This window comes from Leclercia sp. LSNIH3, assembly GCF_002935105.1.
Classification (GTDB): domain Bacteria; phylum Pseudomonadota; class Gammaproteobacteria; order Enterobacterales; family Enterobacteriaceae; genus Enterobacter; species Enterobacter adecarboxylatus.
The window spans coordinates 4,572,717-4,593,428 of the sequence record NZ_CP026387.1 but is presented as its reverse complement, the minus strand read 5'-3'; the positions used below and the strand labels follow the sequence as shown (position 1 = coordinate 4,593,428).

Annotated in this window: 21 protein-coding genes and 2 pseudogenes; 9 read left to right on the top strand and 14 right to left on the bottom strand. The window is 53.8% G+C overall.

Annotated features, from left to right (window positions below):
* Positions 1–22 precede the first annotated feature (22 nt).
* The gene (locus C3F35_RS26910) at positions 23–184 is read right to left on the bottom strand and encodes a hypothetical protein (RefSeq protein ID WP_164529851.1); all 162 of its coding nucleotides are present in this window, start codon (positions 182–184) and stop codon (positions 23–25) included.
* A gap of 460 nt (positions 185–644) precedes the next feature.
* Here C3F35_RS26910 and C3F35_RS22260 point away from each other — a divergent pair, with 460 nt between their 5' ends.
* Positions 645–1,631 carry a 2-hydroxyacid dehydrogenase gene (locus C3F35_RS22260; protein ID WP_032611068.1) on the top strand — a complete coding sequence of 329 codons (987 nt, stop codon included), beginning with the start codon at positions 645–647 and terminating at the stop codon, positions 1,629–1,631.
* A 185-nt stretch (positions 1,632–1,816) separates the two neighbouring features.
* Positions 1,817–2,230 (top strand): heat shock protein HslJ, encoded by a 414-nt coding sequence (hslJ, locus tag C3F35_RS22255; RefSeq protein ID WP_032611069.1) that lies wholly within the window; start codon positions 1,817–1,819, stop codon positions 2,228–2,230.
* Here hslJ and C3F35_RS22250 read toward each other — a convergent pair whose 3' ends face one another.
* Positions 2,231–2,497, bottom strand: coding sequence for a putative hemolysin (locus C3F35_RS22250; RefSeq protein ID WP_032611070.1), 267 nt, complete (start codon positions 2,495–2,497; stop codon positions 2,231–2,233).
* 267 nt (positions 2,498–2,764) lie between these two features.
* On the opposite strand from C3F35_RS22250, the gene nifJ reads away from it, so the two are divergent.
* The 3 genes from nifJ to C3F35_RS22235 all read left to right on the top strand — a co-directional run bounded on the left by nifJ (position 2,765) and on the right by C3F35_RS22235 (position 8,189).
* Positions 2,765–6,289 carry a pyruvate:ferredoxin (flavodoxin) oxidoreductase gene (gene nifJ / locus C3F35_RS22245; protein WP_103792233.1) on the top strand — a complete coding sequence of 1,175 codons (3,525 nt, stop codon included), beginning with the start codon at positions 2,765–2,767 and terminating at the stop codon, positions 6,287–6,289.
* Between the two features lie 400 nt (positions 6,290–6,689).
* A complete protein-coding gene (gene ompC, locus C3F35_RS22240; RefSeq protein ID WP_103792232.1) occupies positions 6,690–7,799 on the top strand; it encodes a porin OmpC in 1,110 nt (369 codons plus the stop codon).
* Between the two features lie 177 nt (positions 7,800–7,976).
* Positions 7,977–8,189: a KTSC domain-containing protein gene (locus C3F35_RS22235; protein ID WP_032611075.1), complete on the top strand. Its 213-nt coding sequence runs from the start codon at positions 7,977–7,979 to the stop codon at positions 8,187–8,189.
* Positions 8,190–8,234: 45 nt separating this feature from the next.
* Here C3F35_RS22235 and C3F35_RS22230 read toward each other — a convergent pair whose 3' ends face one another.
* The 3 genes from C3F35_RS22230 to C3F35_RS27115 all read right to left on the bottom strand — a co-directional run bounded on the left by C3F35_RS22230 (position 8,235) and on the right by C3F35_RS27115 (position 9,554).
* Positions 8,235–8,648 carry a GFA family protein gene (locus C3F35_RS22230; RefSeq protein WP_032611076.1) on the bottom strand — a complete coding sequence of 138 codons (414 nt, stop codon included), beginning with the start codon at positions 8,646–8,648 and terminating at the stop codon, positions 8,235–8,237.
* 93 nt (positions 8,649–8,741) lie between these two features.
* Positions 8,742–9,248: a hypothetical protein gene (locus C3F35_RS22225; RefSeq protein WP_032611078.1), complete on the bottom strand. Its 507-nt coding sequence runs from the start codon at positions 9,246–9,248 to the stop codon at positions 8,742–8,744.
* Between the two features lie 228 nt (positions 9,249–9,476).
* Positions 9,477–9,554, bottom strand: coding sequence for a hypothetical protein (locus C3F35_RS27115; RefSeq protein ID WP_223263916.1), 78 nt, complete (start codon positions 9,552–9,554; stop codon positions 9,477–9,479).
* A 257-nt stretch (positions 9,555–9,811) separates the two neighbouring features.
* Here C3F35_RS27115 and ttcA point away from each other — a divergent pair, with 257 nt between their 5' ends.
* A complete protein-coding gene (gene ttcA / locus C3F35_RS22215) occupies positions 9,812–10,747 on the top strand; it encodes a tRNA 2-thiocytidine(32) synthetase TtcA (RefSeq protein WP_032611080.1) in 936 nt (311 codons plus the stop codon).
* 46 nt (positions 10,748–10,793) lie between these two features.
* Here ttcA and dbpA read toward each other — a convergent pair whose 3' ends face one another.
* The 4 genes and pseudogenes from dbpA to C3F35_RS22195 form a co-directional block, all read right to left on the bottom strand.
* On the bottom strand, positions 10,794–12,167 hold the full coding sequence (dbpA, locus tag C3F35_RS22210) for an ATP-dependent RNA helicase DbpA (protein ID WP_032611082.1): 1,374 nt from the start codon (positions 12,165–12,167) through the stop codon (positions 10,794–10,796).
* A gap of 28 nt (positions 12,168–12,195) precedes the next feature.
* Entirely contained in the window at positions 12,196–12,369 is a 174-nt protein-coding gene (ynaL, locus tag C3F35_RS27265) for a proline-rich small protein YnaL (RefSeq protein WP_098946293.1), read from the bottom strand.
* Positions 12,370–12,650: 281 nt separating this feature from the next.
* Positions 12,651–13,634, bottom strand: coding sequence for a zinc transporter ZntB (gene zntB, locus C3F35_RS22200; protein ID WP_032611083.1), 984 nt, complete (start codon positions 13,632–13,634; stop codon positions 12,651–12,653).
* Positions 13,635–13,803: 169 nt separating this feature from the next.
* Positions 13,804–14,367: pseudogene (locus C3F35_RS22195) on the bottom strand (methyl-accepting chemotaxis protein); the annotation flags it as partial.
* Positions 14,368–14,427: 60 nt separating this feature from the next.
* On the opposite strand from C3F35_RS22195, the gene C3F35_RS22190 reads away from it, so the two are divergent.
* A protein-coding gene (locus C3F35_RS22190; protein ID WP_104456755.1) for an IS5 family transposase occupies positions 14,428–15,281 on the top strand; the annotation gives its coding sequence in 2 pieces (ribosomal slippage) (positions 14,428–14,781 and positions 14,784–15,281; 852 coding nt in all).
* On the opposite strand, the pseudogene C3F35_RS22185 reads toward C3F35_RS22190, so the two are convergent.
* Positions 15,250–15,843, bottom strand: a pseudogene (locus C3F35_RS22185) (methyl-accepting chemotaxis protein); the annotation flags it as partial. The gene C3F35_RS22190 and the pseudogene C3F35_RS22185 sit on opposite strands and share 32 nt — an antisense overlap.
* A 349-nt stretch (positions 15,844–16,192) precedes the next feature.
* The gene (locus C3F35_RS26745) at positions 16,193–16,411 is read right to left on the bottom strand and encodes a hypothetical protein (RefSeq protein WP_130588745.1); all 219 of its coding nucleotides are present in this window, start codon (positions 16,409–16,411) and stop codon (positions 16,193–16,195) included.
* Between the two features lie 28 nt (positions 16,412–16,439).
* Here C3F35_RS26745 and C3F35_RS22180 point away from each other — a divergent pair, with 28 nt between their 5' ends.
* Both C3F35_RS22180 and C3F35_RS22175 read left to right on the top strand, forming a co-directional pair.
* Complete coding sequence (locus tag C3F35_RS22180) at positions 16,440–17,672, top strand: sensor domain-containing diguanylate cyclase (protein WP_103793610.1); 1,233 nt, start codon at positions 16,440–16,442, stop codon at positions 17,670–17,672.
* Positions 17,673–17,716: 44 nt separating this feature from the next.
* Positions 17,717–18,283 carry a DJ-1/PfpI family protein gene (locus C3F35_RS22175; protein ID WP_032611088.1) on the top strand — a complete coding sequence of 189 codons (567 nt, stop codon included), beginning with the start codon at positions 17,717–17,719 and terminating at the stop codon, positions 18,281–18,283.
* A gap of 34 nt (positions 18,284–18,317) precedes the next feature.
* On the opposite strand, the gene C3F35_RS22170 is transcribed toward C3F35_RS22175, so the two are convergent.
* The 3 genes from C3F35_RS22170 to tssE form a co-directional block, all read right to left on the bottom strand.
* A complete protein-coding gene (locus tag C3F35_RS22170; RefSeq protein ID WP_103793609.1) occupies positions 18,318–18,797 on the bottom strand; it encodes a hypothetical protein in 480 nt (159 codons plus the stop codon).
* Between the two features lie 137 nt (positions 18,798–18,934).
* Positions 18,935–20,245, bottom strand: a complete 1,311-nt coding sequence (locus tag C3F35_RS22165) for a VasL domain-containing protein (RefSeq protein WP_103793608.1) — start codon at positions 20,243–20,245, stop codon at positions 18,935–18,937.
* Positions 20,246–20,268: 23 nt separating this feature from the next.
* Positions 20,269–20,712 (bottom strand): type VI secretion system baseplate subunit TssE, encoded by a 444-nt coding sequence (gene tssE / locus C3F35_RS22160; protein WP_032611091.1) that lies wholly within the window; start codon positions 20,710–20,712, stop codon positions 20,269–20,271.

The window sequence follows — 20,712 nt, the reverse complement described above, 5'->3', positions numbered from 1 at the left end:
GTTTAGAAAAGGCTTTCTCACGCTATTTTCTGATCACGTCAGGGTCATCAGGATCCAGCGGGTCATTGACATCAGGGATGTCATCATCAGTCAGGGGATCATCTTCACCAGGAAGCGGATCGCTACTGCCAGGAAGCGGTTCATCATCAGGAACAGGATCAATATAATCTGGACGATCAGCCATAAAGCCTCCGTCAAACGCTGTTATGAGAGGTTATTTCGATTTACCCGGTTTCTGTTTGGTCTGCTCATCTTGATTCTTTTGCGGCTGCTTAGGTTGTTCTTTAGAGACATGTTGGACGGTGGATTTCATTTTGAAAACTCCGAGGTTAGATGCAGCAAGTCGCCACCCTAAAACTATAAGTTACGCTTATAGTTATTTCGAGCGGGGCGGCAGGAAATTCTGTTTATCGCCTTGTTTTGAAGAGGATTATTTGATCATGCCGGGCCTGCTCTCCCCCTCTCACCGGCAGGCAGCGGAGTGGCGCTACACAAAAAAGCGCGTCAGGTTAAAGAACATAGGGTTATTGTGTCGGGATGTTGTAAAATTATTATCAGAACTTATTGAATTCAATAATATTTTAAAATTTGTATGATTATTTTAATCATGGTAACGTAGTTCCAAAACCACTGGAGAAAGTCTTATGAAACTCGCGGTATATAGCACAAAGCAGTACGACAAAAAGTATCTGCAACATGTTAACGAGGGATATGGATTCGAACTTGAATTTTTCGACTTTCTGCTTAACGAAAAAACAGCGAAAACCGCGCATGGGTTCGATGCGGTCTGTATTTTTGTTAACGATGACGGCAGTCGTCCAGTGCTGGAAGAGTTAAAAAAACAGGGCGTGAAGTATATCGCGCTGCGCTGCGCGGGCTTTAACAATGTCGATCTCGACGCGGCTAAAGAGCTGGGTCTGCAGGTAGTACGCGTTCCGGCCTACTCACCGGAAGCGGTGGCGGAACATGCTATTGGCATGATGATGTCCTTGAACCGCCGTATTCATCGCGCTTATCAACGTACCCGTGATGCGAACTTCTCGCTGGAAGGCCTAACCGGTTTCACCATGTACGGTAAAACCGCCGGGGTGATCGGCACCGGTAAAATTGGGGTCGCGGCGCTGCGGATCCTGAAAGGCTTTGGTATGCGTCTGCTGGCGTTTGACCCCTATCCGAGCGCTGCCGCACTGGAGATGGGCGTGGAGTATGTGGACCTGCCGACGCTGTATGCCGAGTCAGACGTTATCTCTCTGCACTGCCCGCTTACCGCAGACAATTACCATCTGCTGAACCAGAGCGCATTTGACCAGATGAAAGATGGCGTGATGATCATCAACACCAGCCGCGGTGGCCTGGTGGACTCTCAGGCCGCCATTGAAGCACTGAAAACGCAAAAAATCGGCGCGCTTGGGATGGACGTCTACGAGAACGAACGCGATCTGTTCTTTGAAGATAAGTCTAACGACGTGATTCAGGATGACGTGTTCCGTCGCCTCTCGGCCTGCCACAACGTATTGTTTACCGGGCATCAGGCATTTTTGACCGCCGAGGCGCTGATCAGCATTTCGGAAACCACGCTGGGCAACCTGAGCCAGCTGGAGAAAGGTGAAGCAAGTCCGAACGCGCTATAAACGCATAAACGCCAGGGGAACGGAGCCCATACTTTAGCCGTATGTTCCCCCTTACCTTAACCCTCTCCCCCTGGGGAGAGGGATAAGCATCCCACCCGGTTTTCAGATTATCCCGCAAGACAATCCCCGCCAGCGCAATACACTATGCATTAGCTATTTATGAAGTGAATATATTGAGATGAACCATGAAAACGCTCGTCGCAGTAACACTCCTGAGCATGGCGCTGGCAGGCTGTGTCAATCCAGGAAAAGCCTCCGTGCAGGAAGAACAGCTTCAGCAGCACCGCTTTGTGCTGCAAAGCATTGACGGCACCGCCATCAACCCGACCACTACGCCGCCGGAAATCGCCTTTGGTGAAGACCTGGCAGTATCAGGTGTGATGTGTAACCGCTTCAGCGGCCAGGGCAAGCTGTCGGACGGCGAGCTGAAGGTGAAAGCGCTCGCCATGACGCGCAAACTGTGCGCCGAGCCGCAGCTCAATGACCTGGACCACGCGATCGGCACGATGCTACGCAACGGCACCCAGGTCGATCTGACGGAAGACGTGTTAACCCTGGCTACGGCAGAGACGACGCTGGTCTTTAAACGCGCAGAGTAATCAGTAAGACCCGCAGGATCCTACGGCAAGCGACTGTTCACTGCAGCGTTTGCCGTTAGGCAGCGCACACATGCCGATGGCCGAACCATCCAGCTGACGCGCAACGGACAGCGCCCCGCCAACCATAGCGCAATTTGCCTGCCCGGAACTGGACATTGCCGCCTTCAGACCCGGCGCCACGTGCGCGGCGGTGGCCTGCTGAACAGGTTCATTGCTGCAGGCCGACAGTAACAAAGCGGCACACCCTACCCAAAATGCTGCGCGCATAATCTCTCCCCATGTTGAATTGCAAAACCTATGCATAATAGGCACCCCACGCCCTGCCGTCGAGAGCCGAAGCGCGGTTTTCTGCGCTGTCAACGAAATTGCAGACCAGTTTCAGGCAAAAGTTTGATCAAACCATTGATGGCATTAATAAGCAGGACACAAAAGCGAAAATCGTTTCAGCGGGCCTTTGCTAAAATAAAAAGATAATTACAGGACTCGCCGATGTGTCACGGGTCCCTCTTTTTTTGCGCAATGTAAGGGTGTCATATGCAAACTATTGACGGGAATGGCGCAGTTGCGTCCGTCGCGTTTCGCACCAGTGAAGTGATCGCCATCTATCCCATTACGCCCAGCTCAACGATGGCTGAACAGGCCGATGCCTGGGCCGGGAATGGGCTGAAGAACGTCTGGGGAGATGTCCCTCGCGTGGTCGAAATGCAGTCTGAAGCCGGAGCGATTGCTACCGTCCACGGCGCGCTGCAGACCGGGGCGCTGTCCACCTCCTTTACGTCATCGCAGGGGCTGCTGCTGATGATCCCGACGCTGTACAAGCTGGCAGGACAGCTCACGCCCTTCGTCCTCCACGTCGCGGCGCGCACCATCGCCACCCACGCGCTGTCAATTTTTGGCGATCACTCTGACGTGATGGCCGTGCGCCAGACCGGCTGCGCCCTGCTCTGTTCCGGCAGCGTGCAAGAGGCGCAGGATTTCGCCCTCATCTCCCACATGGCGACGCTGAAAAGCCGGGTGCCCTTTATTCACTTCTTCGATGGGTTCCGCACCTCCCACGAAATCAACAAGATTGTGTCGATTTCCGATGACACCATCCGCAATTTGCTCCCGCAGGCCGAGATTGACGCCCACCGCGCCCGCGCGCTGAACCCGGAGCATCCGGTGATCCGCGGCACCTCCGCCAACCCCGATACCTATTTCCAGTCCCGCGAGGCCACTAACCCGTGGTACAACGCGGTTTATGACCATGTGGATCAGGCGATGGCCGATTTTGCCGCCGCTACCGGACGCGAGTACAAACCGTTCGAGTATTATGGCCATCCGCAGGCGGAGCGCGTGATTGTGATCATGGGTTCCGCGATTGGCACCTGTGAAGAGGTGGTAGATGAACTGCTGAGCCGGGGCGAAAAAGTGGGTGTGCTGAAAGTCCGCCTCTATCGCCCGTTCTCCGCGAAACACCTGCTGGCGGTATTGCCAGAGAGTGCGCGGACGGTAGCGGTGCTGGATCGTACCAAAGAGCCGGGCGCGCATGCCGAGCCGCTTTATCTGGATGTGATGACCGCCCTGGCCGAAGCCTTTAACAACGGCGAGCGCGAGACGCTGCCGCGGGTCATTGGCGGGCGTTATGGCCTGTCGTCAAAAGAGTTTGGCCCGGAGTGCGTGCTGGCCATCTTCAACGAACTGAGCGCCGGGAAGCCGAAGCCGCGCTTCACCGTTGGCATCTATGACGATGTGACCAATCTGTCCCTGACGCTGCCGGAAAATACCCTGCCATCCACCGCGAAACTGGAGGCGCTGTTTTATGGTCTGGGCAGCGACGGCAGCGTGTCGGCCACCAAGAACAACATCAAGATTATCGGTAATTCAACCCCGTGGTATGCCCAGGGCTATTTCGTCTATGACTCGAAGAAAGCCGGTGGTCTGACGGTCTCTCACCTGCGTGTCAGCGAGCAACCGATCCGCTCAGCGTACCTGGTGTCGCAGGCCGATTTCGTCGGTTGCCACCAGCTGCAGTTTATCGACAAATACCAGATGGCCGAGCGCCTGAAGCCGGGGGGCATTTTCCTGCTTAACACCCCGTACAGCGTCGATGAAGTCTGGGGGCGGCTGCCGCAGGAAGTGCAGGCGGTGCTGAACCAGAAAAAGGCGAAATTCTATATCGTTAATGCGGCGAAAATTGCCCGCGAATGTGGCCTAGCGGCGCGTATCAACACCGTCATGCAGATGGCGTTTTTCCACCTGACGAAAATCCTGCCGGGTGACAGCGCCCTGATGGAACTCCAGGGGGCGATCGCCAAAAGCTATAACAGCAAAGGCCAGGAGCTGGTGGAGCGCAACTGGCAGGCGCTGGCGCTGGCGCGGGAATCGCTGGCGGAGGTGCCGTTGCAGCCGGTTGATGCCCACAGCCCGAACCGCCCACCGGTGGTCTCCGACGCTGCCCCGGACTTTGTCAAAACCGTTACCGCTGCGATGCTGGCGGGCCTGGGTGATGCCCTGCCTGTCTCTGCCCTGCCGCCGGACGGTACCTGGCCTATGGGTACCACTCGCTGGGAAAAACGCAATATCGCTGAAGCGATCCCGATCTGGAAAGAGGAGCTGTGTACCCAGTGTAACCACTGCGTGGCGGCCTGCCCGCACTCGGCGATCCGCGCTAAAGTGGTCTCTCCTGAAGCGATGGAGCATGCCCCGGCCAGCCTGCACTCGCTGGACGTAAAATCCCGGGACATGCGCGGCCAGAAATATGTCCTGCAGGTGGCCCCGGAAGATTGCACCGGATGTAATCTGTGCGTTGAAGTCTGCCCGGCGAAAGATCGCCAGAACCCGGAGATCAAGGCCATCAATATGATGTCGCGCCTTGAGCATGTGGAAGAGGAGAAAGTGAATTACGACTTCTTCCTCGACCTGCCGGAAATCGATCGCAACAGCCTCGAGCGTATTGATATCCGTACCTCGCAGCTGATCACCCCGTTGTTCGAATACTCTGGCGCCTGTTCCGGCTGCGGCGAAACGCCATATATCAAGCTGCTGACCCAGCTGTATGGCGACCGGATGCTGATCGCTAACGCCACTGGCTGTTCGTCGATCTATGGCGGCAACCTGCCATCCACACCTTACACCACCGATGCCAATGGCCGCGGGCCAGCATGGGCGAACTCGCTGTTTGAAGATAACGCCGAGTTTGGTCTGGGCTTCCGCCTGACGGTCGATCAGCACCGTGTGCGCGTGATGCGACTGCTGGAACAGTTTGCCGACCGGATCCCGGCTGAGCTGAATAGCGCCCTGCACAGCGAGGCGACACCTGACGTACGTCGCCAGCAGGTGGCGGAACTGCGCCAGCATCTGACGGGTGTGGAAGGGGCAGAACAGCTGTTAACCGATGCCGATGCTCTGGTCGAGAAATCGATCTGGTTGATTGGCGGTGACGGCTGGGCCTATGACATTGGCTTTGGCGGGCTGGATCATGTTCTCAGCCTGACCGAGAACGTCAATATTCTGGTGCTGGATACCCAGTGTTACTCCAACACCGGCGGCCAGGCGTCAAAAGCCACTCCGCTGGGGGCGGTAACCAAATTTGGCGAGCACGGTAAACGTAAGGCGCGCAAAGATTTGGGCGTCAGCATGATGATGTACGGTCATGTGTATGTGGCGCAGATCTCGCTAGGGGCGCAGCTCAACCAGACCGTGAAAGCGATTCAGGAGGCAGAAGCTTATCCTGGCCCATCGCTGATTATCGCCTACAGCCCTTGCGAGGAGCATGGCTACGATCTGGCGCTGAGTCACGATCAGATGCGCCAGCTGACGGCCACCGGCTTCTGGCCGCTGTACCGCTTCGACCCGCGTCGTGCCGATGAGGGTAAACTGCCGCTGGCGCTGGACTCCCGACCACCGTCAGATGCGCTGGCAGAAACGTTGATGCAGGAGCAACGCTTCCGCCGCCTCAACGCCCAACAGCCTGAAGTGGCCGAGCAGCTGTGGAAAGATGCTGCGGCCGATCTGCAAAAACGCTACGACTTCCTGGCGCAGTTAGCCGGAAAAGCCGAAAAAACGGCCAGCGAATAACCTATTACAGCCCGGCATGTCCGGGCTTTTTATTGGCTATAAAAAAACCCGCCAGTAATGTACTGGCGGGCGATCCTGTTTAGCAATAAATAACAGATGTGAATCTGAACGTATTTATTAAATAAATGGATAAAAATACTGCAGGCATATAACAGGCCTGAGTTTACTGAGTTTATCGGCAAATGAGTAATTTTTGTTTTATATACTTTTGATTAATTCATTCACTGAACTTATGACTGTTTCACTGGCAGTAAATACTTGAGATTCCACTTAATTGGTAACAATTATGTTTTATCTCTGGAAGGAAGAGTGATTTAGCATGTGACCACTTTCCAAAGCAGAAAGTTCCACGGAAAGTTTAAAAATATTAAATATAAAAACAGCATAAGGAATAGTCACAATGCAAAGAAAAGTACTGGCTCTGATGATCCCTGCGCTTTTAATGGCAGGCGCAGCACATGCCGCTGAAATTTATAATAAAGACGGCAACAAATTAGATCTCTACGGTAAAGTTGACGGTCTGCACTATTTCTCCGACGACAGCGGTGCTGACGGCGACCAGACTTATGTCCGTCTCGGCTTTAAAGGCGAAACCCAAATTAACGATATGCTCACCGGTTACGGCCAGTGGGAATATAACATCCAGGCTAACAACACCGAAGGTTCTGACAATCAGTCCTGGACACGTCTGGCGTTTGCCGGTCTGAAATTTAACCAGTACGGCTCCTTCGATTATGGCCGTAACTACGGCGTTCTGTACGACGTGGAAGGCTGGACCGATATGCTGCCAGAATTCGGCGGTGACTCTTACAGCAAAGCGGATAACTTTATGACCGGCCGTGCGAACGGTGTGGCGACCTACCGCAACGCTGATTTCTTTGGCATGGTCGAAGGCCTGAACTTCGCCCTGCAGTATCAGGGTAACAACGAAGGCAGCGGTAACGGTAACGAAGGCACCAATAACGGCCGTGACGTGCGTCATGAGAACGGCGACGGCTTCGGCATCTCCACGTCTTACGACTTTGGTATGGGCATCAGCGCAGCCGCCGCCTACGCTTCTTCTGACCGTACTAACGCGCAGATTAACGAAACCAGCGCAGGCGGCGACAAAGCAGACGACTGGACCACCGGTCTTAAATATGACGCCAACAACATTTACCTGGCGGCCATGTACTCCGAAACCCGTAACATGACCCCATACGGCGACCATGATTATGCGGTGGCGAACAAAACCCAAAACGTTGAAATGACGGCTCAGTACCAGTTTGATTCAGGTCTGCGCCCGGTGGTCTCTTACCTGCAATCTAAAGGTAAAGACCTGGGCAACGGTCAGGATGATAAGGATCTGGTTAAATATGCTGAAGTGGGAGCGACTTACTACTTCAACAAAAATATGTCCACCTACGTTGATTATAAAATTAACCTGCTGGACGAAGACGATCAGTTCTACAAAGACAATGGCATCGGCACCGATGACATCGTGGCTGTCGGTCTGGTTTATCAGTTCTGATGAAAATAGCCCGCGTTACGACGCGGGCTAACATTTTATATTCTTATCTCTCTTTTTGTATCCGTTCAGATATTCGCTCATTACTCTCGCCTCTTTTGCACACTTTTAGTTGCGCCGCCCTGACCATCTGAGACAAGATAAATCTCATGTCTGCCCGGCTGTAGAGGAATCGCTATTGTGAATCATCATGCTGTTAAATCTTCGCGTATCGCCTCAATTGCCTATGATAAATGCAACGAAACACTGGAAGTCCGTTTTCGGGATCATAGCACCTGGCAATATCAGTCTGTGCCAGTGCGGATTTTTAACGATTTTCTGAACGTAGTGTCCAAGGGGCGTTTCTATGACGGGGTGGTGAAAGGCAAATTTAAAGCGAAAAAAATTACCTGAACGCACATCCTCTGTGCCCATTCCCTGTCCTGATAAATGGCTGCGCTAGCGTTCAGTCTCGCGATAACTCAGCACGCCGGCCACGCCCCCACCACCATCATTGGGATGATGACGTCCCTCCATCACCAGCACCTCCGGGAAATCAAACGGCGAAACGCCTTCAATACAGGCGACGTTGACGCCATACTGCTCAGGATTTGAACGCCGCTGGTGGAAGGTGTAAATCCCGCAGACCGAACAAAAATAGTGTACGGCTGCCTGAGTGTTGAAACGGTATTCGGTCAACAGTGATTCGCCCTGAATAATGTTGATCCCGGATAACGGCGCGGAGACCGCGATCGCCCCGCGCATTCGGCAGAACGAGCAGTTGCAGCGCCGGATGGTGTTGAACCCGTCCGAGAGTTCAACGGTAAACCTGACCGCGCCGCAGTGACACTGCGCAGAAACCTTGTTCGCCATAACAGACTCCTTCTCCGATAAGCATGACTTACACGGGCGGCAAAACGCCGCGTACCGGCTAAGTGTAAGCCAGCCTCTCTTGTAGCGCTGTTATCAACGGCGGCTAAATTCCTCCGCGCTCTTTTTCAGCCAGGCTTCCTGAAAGAGTTGCTCTGAATAGGTGAGTTTCATAACAGGGGCTAAATACGGGGCATCAAGCTCAATTAAGTCATTTTCATTCTGGTATTTGGCGTATTTGTCCCCGGCGAAAGAGATCTGTTTTTTCACCGCGACATATTTATGCTCCAGCATACTCTCGACCTCATCAAAGCGGGTTTTATCCAGCTCAAGCATAATGGCGGTGATCCTGCCCGCCGTATTGAAGATAACCGCGTTATTTTTTGCGCCCTCTAATCCCAGCTCGTTATTCGGAATAGAAAAAATATCGCCGTCACTCCACTTACTGCGCCCCTCGTGCTGGGCGGTAGGATAGGCTTTGATAAACTGCTGTAGCGTGGTTTTACCTAATGTCAGCCCCATCGCCGTGGTATTTGCCTTTGCGGATGAAAACACTGCTATCAAAACAAAAAGACTTACCAGTAATTGCCACTGTTTACCCATCGTTAGCACCTCATCGTATCAGTCGTGTTTTTGCTGACCATCGTCTTCAGTACCTGTCTCGTCTCTAGCGTACAGAATTGTTCTTCAACAACCTATGCGCCTTTTTAGTGAGTGAACCAGGTCGATACAGCACTACTTACTGAGTCGCCGTTATGGTGAAACGGCCGGGGTGCAGGCAATAAAAAGCCACCAGCGAAGGCCGGTGGCGTGGGCATGACTCGCGGTCAGCTATTTTTTGACGGGTTGGGGCTTTTTATCGCCCGACTCCGGGGCCTCGCGTGGGTCATCTTTTTCAACATACAGCATGACTACCTCCCGTTTTCGTGGATGGACTACAACTATAGCGTGTGTTGCGAAAACACAGCCAGGCGGCAAAGGGTAAAAAACCCATGGAATGAAAGACGATGCGTACTTGCCCGGGCGTTTGCTGTAAAACGTGCTGACATTCACTGCCGTAATCCGTACCATACACGCCATACTTTTTCATGTTGACCTGCTGCCCCCCATCGTAACGGTGGGCCGCCTGGGCGGCTTTAGCCATAAACGAATTGAGCCACTATTAAATGTCGCAAAATCAAGAAATTACTAAGAAAGACCAGTACAACCTCAACAAACTGCAAAAGCGTCTGCGCCGCAACGTCGGTGAAGCCATTGCGGATTTCAACATGATTGAAGAAGGCGACCGCATCATGGTCTGCCTGTCTGGCGGCAAAGACAGCTACACCCTGCTTGAAATCCTGCGCAATCTTCAGCAAAGCGCACCGGTCAATTTTTCGTTAGTGGCCGTCAACCTCGATCAGAAGCAGCCGGGCTTCCCGGCGCATATCCTGCCGGAATACCTCGAGAAGCTGGGCGTTGAGTACAAAATTGTCGAAGAGAACACCTACGGCATTGTTAAAGAGAAGATCCCGGAAGGTAAAACCACCTGCTCGCTCTGCTCTCGTCTGCGTCGGGGCATTCTCTATCGCACGGCCACCGAGCTGGGCGCGACCAAGATTGCGCTTGGTCACCACCGCGATGACATCTTACAGACGCTGTTCCTGAATATGTTCTACGGCGGCAAAATGAAAGGCATGCCACCGAAGCTGATGAGCGACGACGGGAAGCACATTGTGATCCGTCCCCTCGCCTACTGCCGCGAAAAGGATATCGAGCGTTTCTCCGAGGCGAAAGCCTTCCCGATCATTCCGTGCAACCTGTGCGGCTCCCAGCCGAACCTGCAGCGTCAGGTGATTGGCGATATGTTGCGTGACTGGGATAAACGCTACCCGGGCCGCATCGAGACCATGTTCAGCGCGATGCAGAACGTGGTGCCTTCGCACCTGAGCGATATCAACCTGTTTGATTTCAAAGGTATTAAGCACGGTTCAGAAGTGGTGAACGGCGGCGATCTGGCATTTGATCGCGAAGAGATCCCGATGCAGCCAGCAGGCTGGCAGCCCGAAGAAGATGACACTCAGCTGGATGAGATGCGTCTGAACGTGATTGAAGTGAAGTGATTGTTAAGCGTCTCAGCACAGCGCTGAGACGCTCTCCCCCGCCTGCTTATTTCAGCAGACGAACCTTGCAGTTTTTGCCCTTGATCTTGCCGTTTTGCAGCTGCTTCCAGGCTTTATGCGCCACCGACTGACGCACCGCCACATACACATGCGCCGGATGCACCGCGATTTTACCAATATCAGCACCGTCCAGCCCGATATCGCCCGTCAGCGCACCTAATACATCACCGGGACGCATTTTGGCTTTTTTCCCGCCGTCGATACAGAGCGTGGCCATCTCGGCAGCCAGCGGCACGATGCTGACATTTGCCGGAGCATCCACCCAGTTCAGTTTGATTTGCAGCATTTCCGCCAGAATGTTAGCGCGCTGCGCCTCTTCCGGTGCGCAGAAGCTGATGGCCAGACCGCTGTTACCAGCACGGGCCGTACGGCCGATACGGTGGACGTGAACTTCTGGATCCCACGCCAGCTCGTAGTTCACCACCAGCTCCAGGGATTTGATGTCCAGGCCGCGAGCGGCGACGTCGGTCGCAACCAGCACGCGAGCACTGCCGTTAGCGAAACGCACCAGGGTTTGATCGCGATCGCGCTGTTCGAGGTCGCCATGCAGCGACAGCGCGCTCTGACCGGCTTCGGTCAGGGCATCGCACACGGCCTGACAATCTTTTTTGGTGTTACAGAACACCACGCAGGAAGCGGGCTGGTGCACGCTAAGCAGCTTTTGCAGTAGCGGGATTTTGCCCCGTTGGGTGGTATCGAAGAACTGCTGTTCGATCGCGGGCAGTGCGTCAACAGTATCAATTTCGATGGCGATCGGGTTTTGCTGCACACGGCCGCTAATGGCGGCAATCGCCTCTGGCCAGGTAGCAGAGAAGAGCATGGTTTGACGCGATGGCGGGGCAAAACGGGTCACCTCATCGATGGCCTCGCTAAAGCCCATGTCCAGCATCCGGTCAGCTTCGTCCAGCACCAGGGTCTGCAGCGCGTCGAGAGAGACCGTCCCCTTTTGCAGGTGATCGAGCAAACGACCCGGCGTGGCAACGATGATATGCGGCGCATGCTGCAAGGAATCACGCTGGGCGCCGAACGGCTGGCCGCCGCACAAAGTTAAAATTTTGGTGTTTGGCAGAAAACGTGCCAGACGACGTAACTCAGCCGCGACCTGGTCCGCCAGCTCGCGCGTCGGGCAAAGCACCAGCGACTGCGTCTTATAAAGGCTGGCATCAATATGCTGTAACAGCCCAAGACCAAAAGTCGCCGTTTTGCCACTGCCGGTTTTCGCCTGCACACGAACATCACGTCCTTCCAGGATCGCTGGCAGGGCGGCAGCTTGTACGGGGGTCATCGTCAGGTAACCCAACTCGTTGAGATTATCGAGTTGGGCGGCAGGCAGTACGTTCAGCGTTGAAAAAGCAGTCACAGTTATTCTCGCGGTAAAAGTCACACAGTCAGCAGGCGCGTATCCTCGCAGATCTCTGCCTCTGATGCGACATTTTAATCGGGACTTCATCCGGCGGCGGGTCCGGCATCGGCTGTGGGCGTGGGATCGGCTCGGGTACGGGCACCGGATCGGTAGGTACCGGGTCCGATTGCCGTGTTTGCAGCAGCAGTGTTAAGAGCATGGTCATATTACCCTCCAGAAGAACGGGTTGTCTCTTTTAGGGTAGTCGCTGCTGGGTAGCAGGCAAAAAAAAGCCGACTTATTTAAGTCGGCGTCGTACGAATCAATTTTGCTATGCAGTAATTCAAAAAAGGAAGTAAGACAATATGGAGCGCAACGCCCATCGCTTGACGTTGCATTCACCTGCGGAAGGAATATTGCACCTTATTGGTAATCAGTTTATTGACTTCGCTCAATTAAAATAGCGTTTCAGGTCTCTAGAAACCTCAAAATAGTGTAAATTTACAACCATTTACTACGATGTAACCACCACGCAACACCGCCAATTAAAATCACTAACATGATACAGAACAGCGAAAAACCAAAGCGGAACTCCCCGCCGGGGATACCACCCAGGTTGACGCCAAACAGCCCGGTTAAAAAGGTGCTGGGCAGAAACACCATCGCCATCAGCGACATGGTGTAGGTTCTGCGGGAGAGCGACTCCTGCATGACCTGGGCGATTTCATCGGTCATGATCGCCGTACGGGCAATACAGGCGTCAATTTCATCCAGGCCACGCCCGAGTCGGTCGGCAATATCCTGCATTCTGCGGCGCTGATCGTCATTCATCCAGGGGAAACGTTCACTCGCCAGCCGGGCATAGACATCGCGCTGCGGGGCCATGTAGCGGCGCATCACGATCAGCTGCTTACGCAGCAGCGCCAGAAATCCGCGAGGTGGAATAACCTGATCGATCAGGTTATCTTCGAGATCGATAATCTTATCGTGCAGCTCTTCGATAAACTCGCTGGCATGGTCGGTGAGTGCGTCGCAGACATCCACCAGCCAGCTACCGCAGTCTTCCGGGCCTGTGCCCTCTTTTAAATCCCCGACAACATCGTCCAGCGCCAGCACTTTTCGTTGGCGGGTTGAGACAATCAGCCGTTCATCCATGTAGAGGCGCATCGCCACCAGCTGATCCGGCCGCTCATCGGTGCTGCCATTAATGCAACGCAGGGTAATGAGCGTCCCCTCGCCCATGCGGGTCACGCGCGGGCGCAGGCTTTCCCCGGCCAGCGCGTCGCGCACGTTGTTAGGCAATAAGGGGGTTGAGGCCAGCCAGTGAGCGCTCTCCGGCTGGGTATAATTCAGGTGTAGCCAGCAAGGATGTTGCTGATCGATAGTATCGTTGTTCGTGAGGGGCCTCGCCCCGCCCTTGCCATCAAGTAACCACGCAAAAACTGCGTCAGGAACGTTAACTTCCGATCCTTTTATGCCTTCCACAGCGCCTCCGCCAGTAGCTGTTCTTTGCTGTCAGTCTAGTCACCCTGGCAGGTTAAGCAACCATTTACCGGGCCATCGCGCTGAATTTATTCATAAAAGAGACTATTCCTGAACCCTGGCTGGCTCACAAAAAAGCCTGGCGAACCAGGCTGTTATCTCGGATGCGCTGTCAGGTACGCGCCGGGCTGAGTTGCACGTCGAACAACGGCGCAGAGGATGCCGGTTCCAGATGGAAGTTTCGCGTGCGGGCCTGCAACTCATCCACCTGATTTTTCAACACCGCTGAAGAGCCAGACAGCTCTTCCACCATCCCCACGTTACTCTGGGTCACGTTTTCCAGATCGGTCAACGCCTGGGTGATTTGCGCGATGCCTTTTTCCTGTTCATACGTCGAGGTAGAAATCTCATCCATCAGCTTACTGACCTGCCCGGAACCGCTGACGATCTCGTGCATGTTCTTTTCAGCTTCGGCCACTACCATTGCGCCCTGACTGACGTTGCTACTGGTCACGGCGATAAGGGATTTAATGCTTTTTGCCGCCTCGGCGCTGCGATGCGCCAGGCTGCGCACCTCCCCGGCCACGACAGAGAAGCCTTTACCATGGTCACCTGCCCGGGCCGCTTCGACCGCCGCATTGAGTGCCAGAATATTGGTCTGGAACGCGATACCGTCGATCATGGTGATGATTTCGGTCATCTGCTGGGCGCATTCGGTAATGGAAAGCATATTGTTAGGTTTTGTACGAAAAGTCGTTGTGGCTAAAATTGCCGCCATGACCGGTTGGAGGCCCGTATGGCAAGGCGTTACGAACTTTCTGATGCGTCATGGGAGCTGATCAAGGATTTGGTTTCTCCAGAACAGAAAATGGGCCGTCCTCGCAACAATGATCGTCAGGTTCTCCACGGAATTCTGTGGATCCTGTGCTCGGGCGCTCCCTGGCGCGACCTGCCTGAACGCTTTGGGCCTTGGTCAACGGTGTATCAGCGTTTTCGTGACTGGCGCGACGACGGCACATTCGAGCGAGTACTGGAGCGTCTGCATATTCGGCTGAACCGGGAAGGACTGATCGACTTGGACACCTGGATGATCGACTCCACCGCAGTACGAGCAACCCGAGCCTCTTCAGGCGCCGGGAAAAAGGGGGGCCTGAAGAACCGTTAGACCATGCCTTGGGGCGCAGTCGAGGCGGTCTGACCACCAAGATTCACATGGTGTGCGATGCCAATGGCGTGCCATTGCATTTCAGGCTTTCACCAGGACAAGCCAGTGATGTCTCCCACGCTCAGCCGCTGCTGGATGCTGTAAGAATTGCTGGCAAGCCAGGACGACCGCGTAAACGTAGCCGGTGGTTGCTGGCTGACAAGGGATACGATGCCGAGCACCTGCGCCAGTACTGCGACCGTTACCGAATGCAGCCGGTAATCCCATTGCGCGCTATGCCGCGCAAACCTCGACCTGGCTTGCCCCGACTGTTTGACCGGCCCAAATACCGGCAACGGAACATCATTGAGCGGATGTTTGGCTGGCTGAAAGAAAATCGCAGGATCGGCAATCGCTATGACAAGCTGGCCAAGAGCTTTGCAGCCATGGTCACCTTGGCCTGCAGCCTACGTTGCATGCGGCAATACTTTTCGTACAAAGCCTAGCAACCTGCCCCATCAGCTCGCCGCCTTTTTTTGCCTGTTGAGTTGCCACATTTGCCTTCTCATTGGCGAGGCGAGTGTTATCAGCGGTATTTTTCGTGGTGGCGGCCATCTGCTCCATACTGGCAGAGGTCTGGATCAGCGATGCTGACTGCAGCTCAGTTTTCGCCGCCAGCGCCGAACTGCGGGCGGCCAATTGTTCAGAAAGACGCATTGCGGTGGCGGAGGAGGAGCGGATCTCACGCACCAGGGTGGCGATGTTGTGCGACAACGTGTTGATCCCCGGAATCAGTCGGCCAGCACAATTATCACCAAATTCGGGGATGGTGACGCCCAGATTGCCGGCCACCACCTCTTCAATACTTCTTTTCACCGTATTGATGGGCACCACAAGATACAGGGTCATGTAAACCCGCAGAAACACAAACGCGACGACAAACAAAAGATTAAGTGAAATTAACAGAGATGTTTGCGGCGCTAAAAAAAAGACCAGTCCATCAATTAAAAGAAGCACAACCGCCAGATAAGAAAGAATAAACGTTCTTACGCTAATGTTTCTGAGCATAATATATACCACGACGGAATTTTCAGACGATATGGAATATATAACACTCTGCTTTTTATTTTTCACCCTCATTTCATCAAGACTATTCATTAACCTTAAATGGCCAACAATTTAACTTAAAGTGACATTAAACACCTATGAATGGCCAAGTATTCGCATTAAAGCCCAATAAACGCAATGTTAAGCTCTCTATGCAATGAATTATTGTTGTTCTGGAATATGTGATAGTTAAGCTGCACGATCACTCTGAAGCAGTATTGATTAGCCGGGCTTAAACCTTTTAAACGCACATTAGTTTTTATGGTTTTAATGAAAAAAGAGTTAATGTTTTCTCAACGTTAATCCGATACTAGAAATATTTTTGCATAACACGGCGCTTTTTCTCAGCAACCAGATGAGAAAATTTATTTATTACCGCTGTCACAGAAGCGATTAATAAAACTATTCCAGTTGGTAAAATTAATACGAATTTCATACGAATATCACAAAAAAATCCTGCCTGACGGTATGAAGTAGAGTATGTTTCAAAGAAGCCCACGCGTGCCGCTCCGCCGTGGATCTCAGACATTTAACTTTCTGATAAATGAGACTGAGCTATGTCTTCTACAGGGTTTGCTGCACTGGATATGCTTAAAACGCCCATATGGGTCGTATCACCGGTTACGGAGGATCTCCTGTTCGCCAATACGGCAGCAAAAAAGATTATGCAGGACGCGACGCTGGACAGTCTGCGCAAAGGCGTCTGCTCGGCACATGCGCAGGCGACGCTTGCGATGTATGTGCCCGATTTAAAAACCCAACAAGAGATCATCGAAATCTGGAGCGTGCTGGTTAATCACCAGCAGACCAGCCTCAGCTGTCGGCTCTCGCTGGCTGTTTTTGATACCTGCGGCGAGGTGATTATTTTTGAGGGTATTGCCCGCCAGCCGGTACAGGGGCTTAAAGCCACCAGTTCGGGCACCTATCAGCGCAAAAAACAGGGCTTCTATGCCCGGTTTTTCCAGACCAACAGTGCGCCAATGCTGTTAATCGATCCTGCCCGGGACGGCCTGCTGGTCGATGCCAATCTCGCGGCGATCAATTTTTATGGCTATACCCATGAGGAGATGTGCAGCAAGCACACCTGGGAGATCAATACGCTCGGGCGCAACGTGTTGCCGGTGATGACCGAGATCGCGCGTCTGCCTGGGGGGCATAAGCCGCTTAACTTTATCCATCGCCTCGCGGACGGCACCACCCGACACGTACAGACCTATGCCGGCCCCATTGAAATCTACGGTGATAAACTGATGCTCTGCATCATTCATGATATTACCGAGCAAAAACGGCTTGAGCAGGAGCTTGAACACGCCGCGCTACGCGATTCGTTAACCGGCCTGCTCAATCGCCGCCAGTTTTATCATCTCACCGATCACACCTCACCGAACCACCTTCCGGCCCAGCAGGAGTTCAGCCTTCTGCTGGTGGATACGGACCACTTTAAGCGCATCAATGACATGTTTGGGCACCAAAAAGGCGACGAGGTGTTGATTGCTCTTTCGCGCACGCTGGAAATCTGTTGTCGTAAAGACGATTACGTTTTCCGCTGGGGCGGTGAGGAGTTTGTGCTGCTGCTGCCGCGCACGTCACTGGACGCCGCGATGCAGATCGCTGAAACCCTGCGCGTGACAATTGCCCGCATTGCTATCCCGGGCCTTCCCCGCTTCACCGTTAGCATTGGGGTAGCCCGGCATAACCCGGATGAGAGTATTGACGATCTCTTTAAGCGCGTGGACGATGCGCTGTATCGCGCCAAGAATGATGGTCGTAATAAAGTGCTGGCGGCGTGATGCCGCCATCTGTCATTCCATTTATTCCTTGAGGAGTGGTTAAGATGAGCAAGAAAATTTTGATGCTGGTCGGAGATTACGCGGAGGATTACGAAACCATGGTGCCGTTTCAGGCACTGCAGATGATTGGTCATCAGGTTGACGCCGTCTGTCCTGACAAAGCCAAAGGCGACTTTATCATGACGGCGATCCATGATTTTGACGGCGCCCAGACTTACAGTGAAAAACCCGGCCACCGCTTTGTTCTTAATGCCGATTTTGCTGCGGCGCAAGAAGAGGATTATGACGCCCTGCTCATCCCCGGTGGACGAGCACCTGAATATCTGCGCCTGAATGAAAAAGTCCTCGAACTGGTGCGGGCTTTTGATCAGGCACGCAAACCTATTGCCGCGGTCTGCCACGGCGCGCAACTCCTGGCCGCTGCGGATGTGCTGAAAGGACGAACCTGTAGCGCCTATCCTGCCTGTGCGCCGGAAGTGCGACTTAGCGGCGGGTATTACGCTGACATTGGCATCGATGAAGCGTACGTTGATGACAATCTGGTCACCGCCCCCGCCTGGCCCGCGCATCCGCAGTGGCTGGCGAAATTTGCCGAGCTGTTGCAGAGGTAAATCGATAGTGAAACCCGGGACAGGCTCGTCGGTTTCAGGCCAGCCTGTCTACAGCCCTGAAAAAACGATCCTCCGTCATGATTGCGTTATCCTTTGCGCTCTGATGCTCGCCTCGGATAAACCAGCCCGCTTCAGGCGCCATACTCAAATAAAATACCTGATGGATACCGGGCGCATCGACGTGCATTATTACAAAGCCTAATTCCGCGCCCTTACAGAGCTGTTCAGGGATAATGCGCACAAAGCGATCACCGTTCTGTAAGTGTATGGTAGTGATATCATAACGGCATATGCCGCTGCTGAGGCTATAGCCAACCGTACTCAAATCATGGAGATATTTTGTCGATAACGTGACGCCAATGGCAGTGCCTGCGAACCACTGGCTAATCTGATCCGCAAGGTCATCCATTCTTGAGGTGAACTCCCTAATTTCTGCTTCAGCCGATTTTTGGCCAAATGTTACAATACTATTATTGCGCTGCACTTTTTTAAAAAAACGATCTTTGGCTGACACTCTGACTCCATGAGTTACCGTATTAATTTGTTCACCAGGCTTTAGCGCACCACGCGTTTAGCCACCCTTTTCTTCTTTTTCTTTTCGCTCTCGCCTTTTCCCTGACCACTTACTCTGGGCGCGAAAATGCATCATATTCAATCAAGTGCTTTTTGCTTCAGAAGCGCATAGCGAGCGATAAGCTGTTGCAGATGCAGCTCCGCCAGATTCTGCTGTGCTACTGGCCGGGGCTGCTCATCATTTACTGCGGACAGCTGGCGGGGTTGTTCTTCCACTGGAATAGCGCGATTAAATGACTGCATGATGGTAAATACCTGCGATTTCAGTTCACTGACTGTCATATACTTGCCGCGCTTTTCATCAAGCGCATTAAGCTCGTTCGCTAACTGTTGCAGCCGCGTCATCCCCTGATACCAGCCGCTAAGATTTTCTGAAGGTAGTGCCTGTGCCGCAATCTGCTGCTGCCACTGTAGCGCCAGCGGTTTTGCCTGTTCCGGCCACAGAGTTAACGCCTGTTGCACCAGTTGCCCGCCATAGCTTACGACCCAATCGGGTTTCAGTTGAGCCAGCCGCGCTAACTGCTGTGCCGTCTGGCTGAGACCTGTTTCCGCTGAGAGAGGGTTATTCTGCATTGCCTGCAACTGCGCCGGGGAAAGCGCAACGGATAACGGTGCCAGCGAGGCGGTAAATTGCGCCTGAACCGGATCCGGCTGGTGCATTGCCTGCCATCCCCAGACCGCTGCACCTGGCACCACCAGCATGGTCAGCATCCCGGCGGCAAAAGACATCCAGGGTTTTGTGGGCTGCGATGGTGCTGACACAGCGTCGATATCGCGTTGCGCGACATACACCCATTTTGTTCTTTCCGGCGGGTCGATGGCAGTATCCGGGATAACAGTCTCCTCCGTTTCAACTGTCTCATGGGCGCTGTTTTCCAGTCGCACCGCCGCGTTGTGCACTTGCGTTAGCAGCGCGTCCAGTTGACTGACATGCTTCAACTCCAGGCGCTGTAATACCTTTTCCAGTGCTTTCAGGTGCGCTTCCACCTGGTAGAGCTGGCTCTGATCACTGCGTGTCAGAGGCAGCGTGCGCATCACCTGTTGAAGGCGTTTACTCAGGCTGCGCAGGATTTCCATCCGCGCATTTACTGGCCGCGGCCAGAGGTTTTCCCACTGCCGGGAGACCAATGCTGCCAGTATCGCCAGCCCTTCATTCAATCCGTACATTCCGGCACGTTGTGTGCGGACAAGCGTATACCAGGCGGCGGTCTGCAGCTCCACGCCGTTCTGTTCAAACAGCGACAGGCAGAGTTTTTCGGCATACGGCCAGTCCACATCCGGGCGAGCCGGATGGGTCAGTTTACTCATTTCATCGCGCAGGGCGGCGTAATCCGCAACCGCGCGTGGATCGCCACCGGTTTTGAGGTAGCGTTCAGGGGATGTTGTCATGGTAGTTTCTGTCAGAAAAATCGCTAAATTGCGGCGCGGACATCCAGGTACTGCTGCTGTTTCATATGACGGATTAGGATTTTGCCCTCCGGCATAAACTCGGTGCCGTAACGCACCAGCCCGACGCCTTTCAGCTCGGCATCAATGGCGTAGCGCAATTCGCCAGGCCGGGTCTGCTCGAGCATCACGACCGTGATTTTGCGCAGGCGTGGCTCGTATTTCAGCAACACCGCCGATAGGGTGGATATCAGCTGGTGCGCAGTTCCGGGCATCCCCTGAAGAATTTTCGTCATATCCGGCAGACCGTAGTCCGGCAAATGCGCCAGCGTCCCGGCGCGGCAGTTGATAATACGCTGCATATTGTCCAGCACGGAGAGGATTGCCTGATTTTCTTCATTGACCTGATGCAGATCGAGGCCGCCTGCAAAATTGCCGAACAGGGTTTCGTATAACGACGGGCGCGGCAT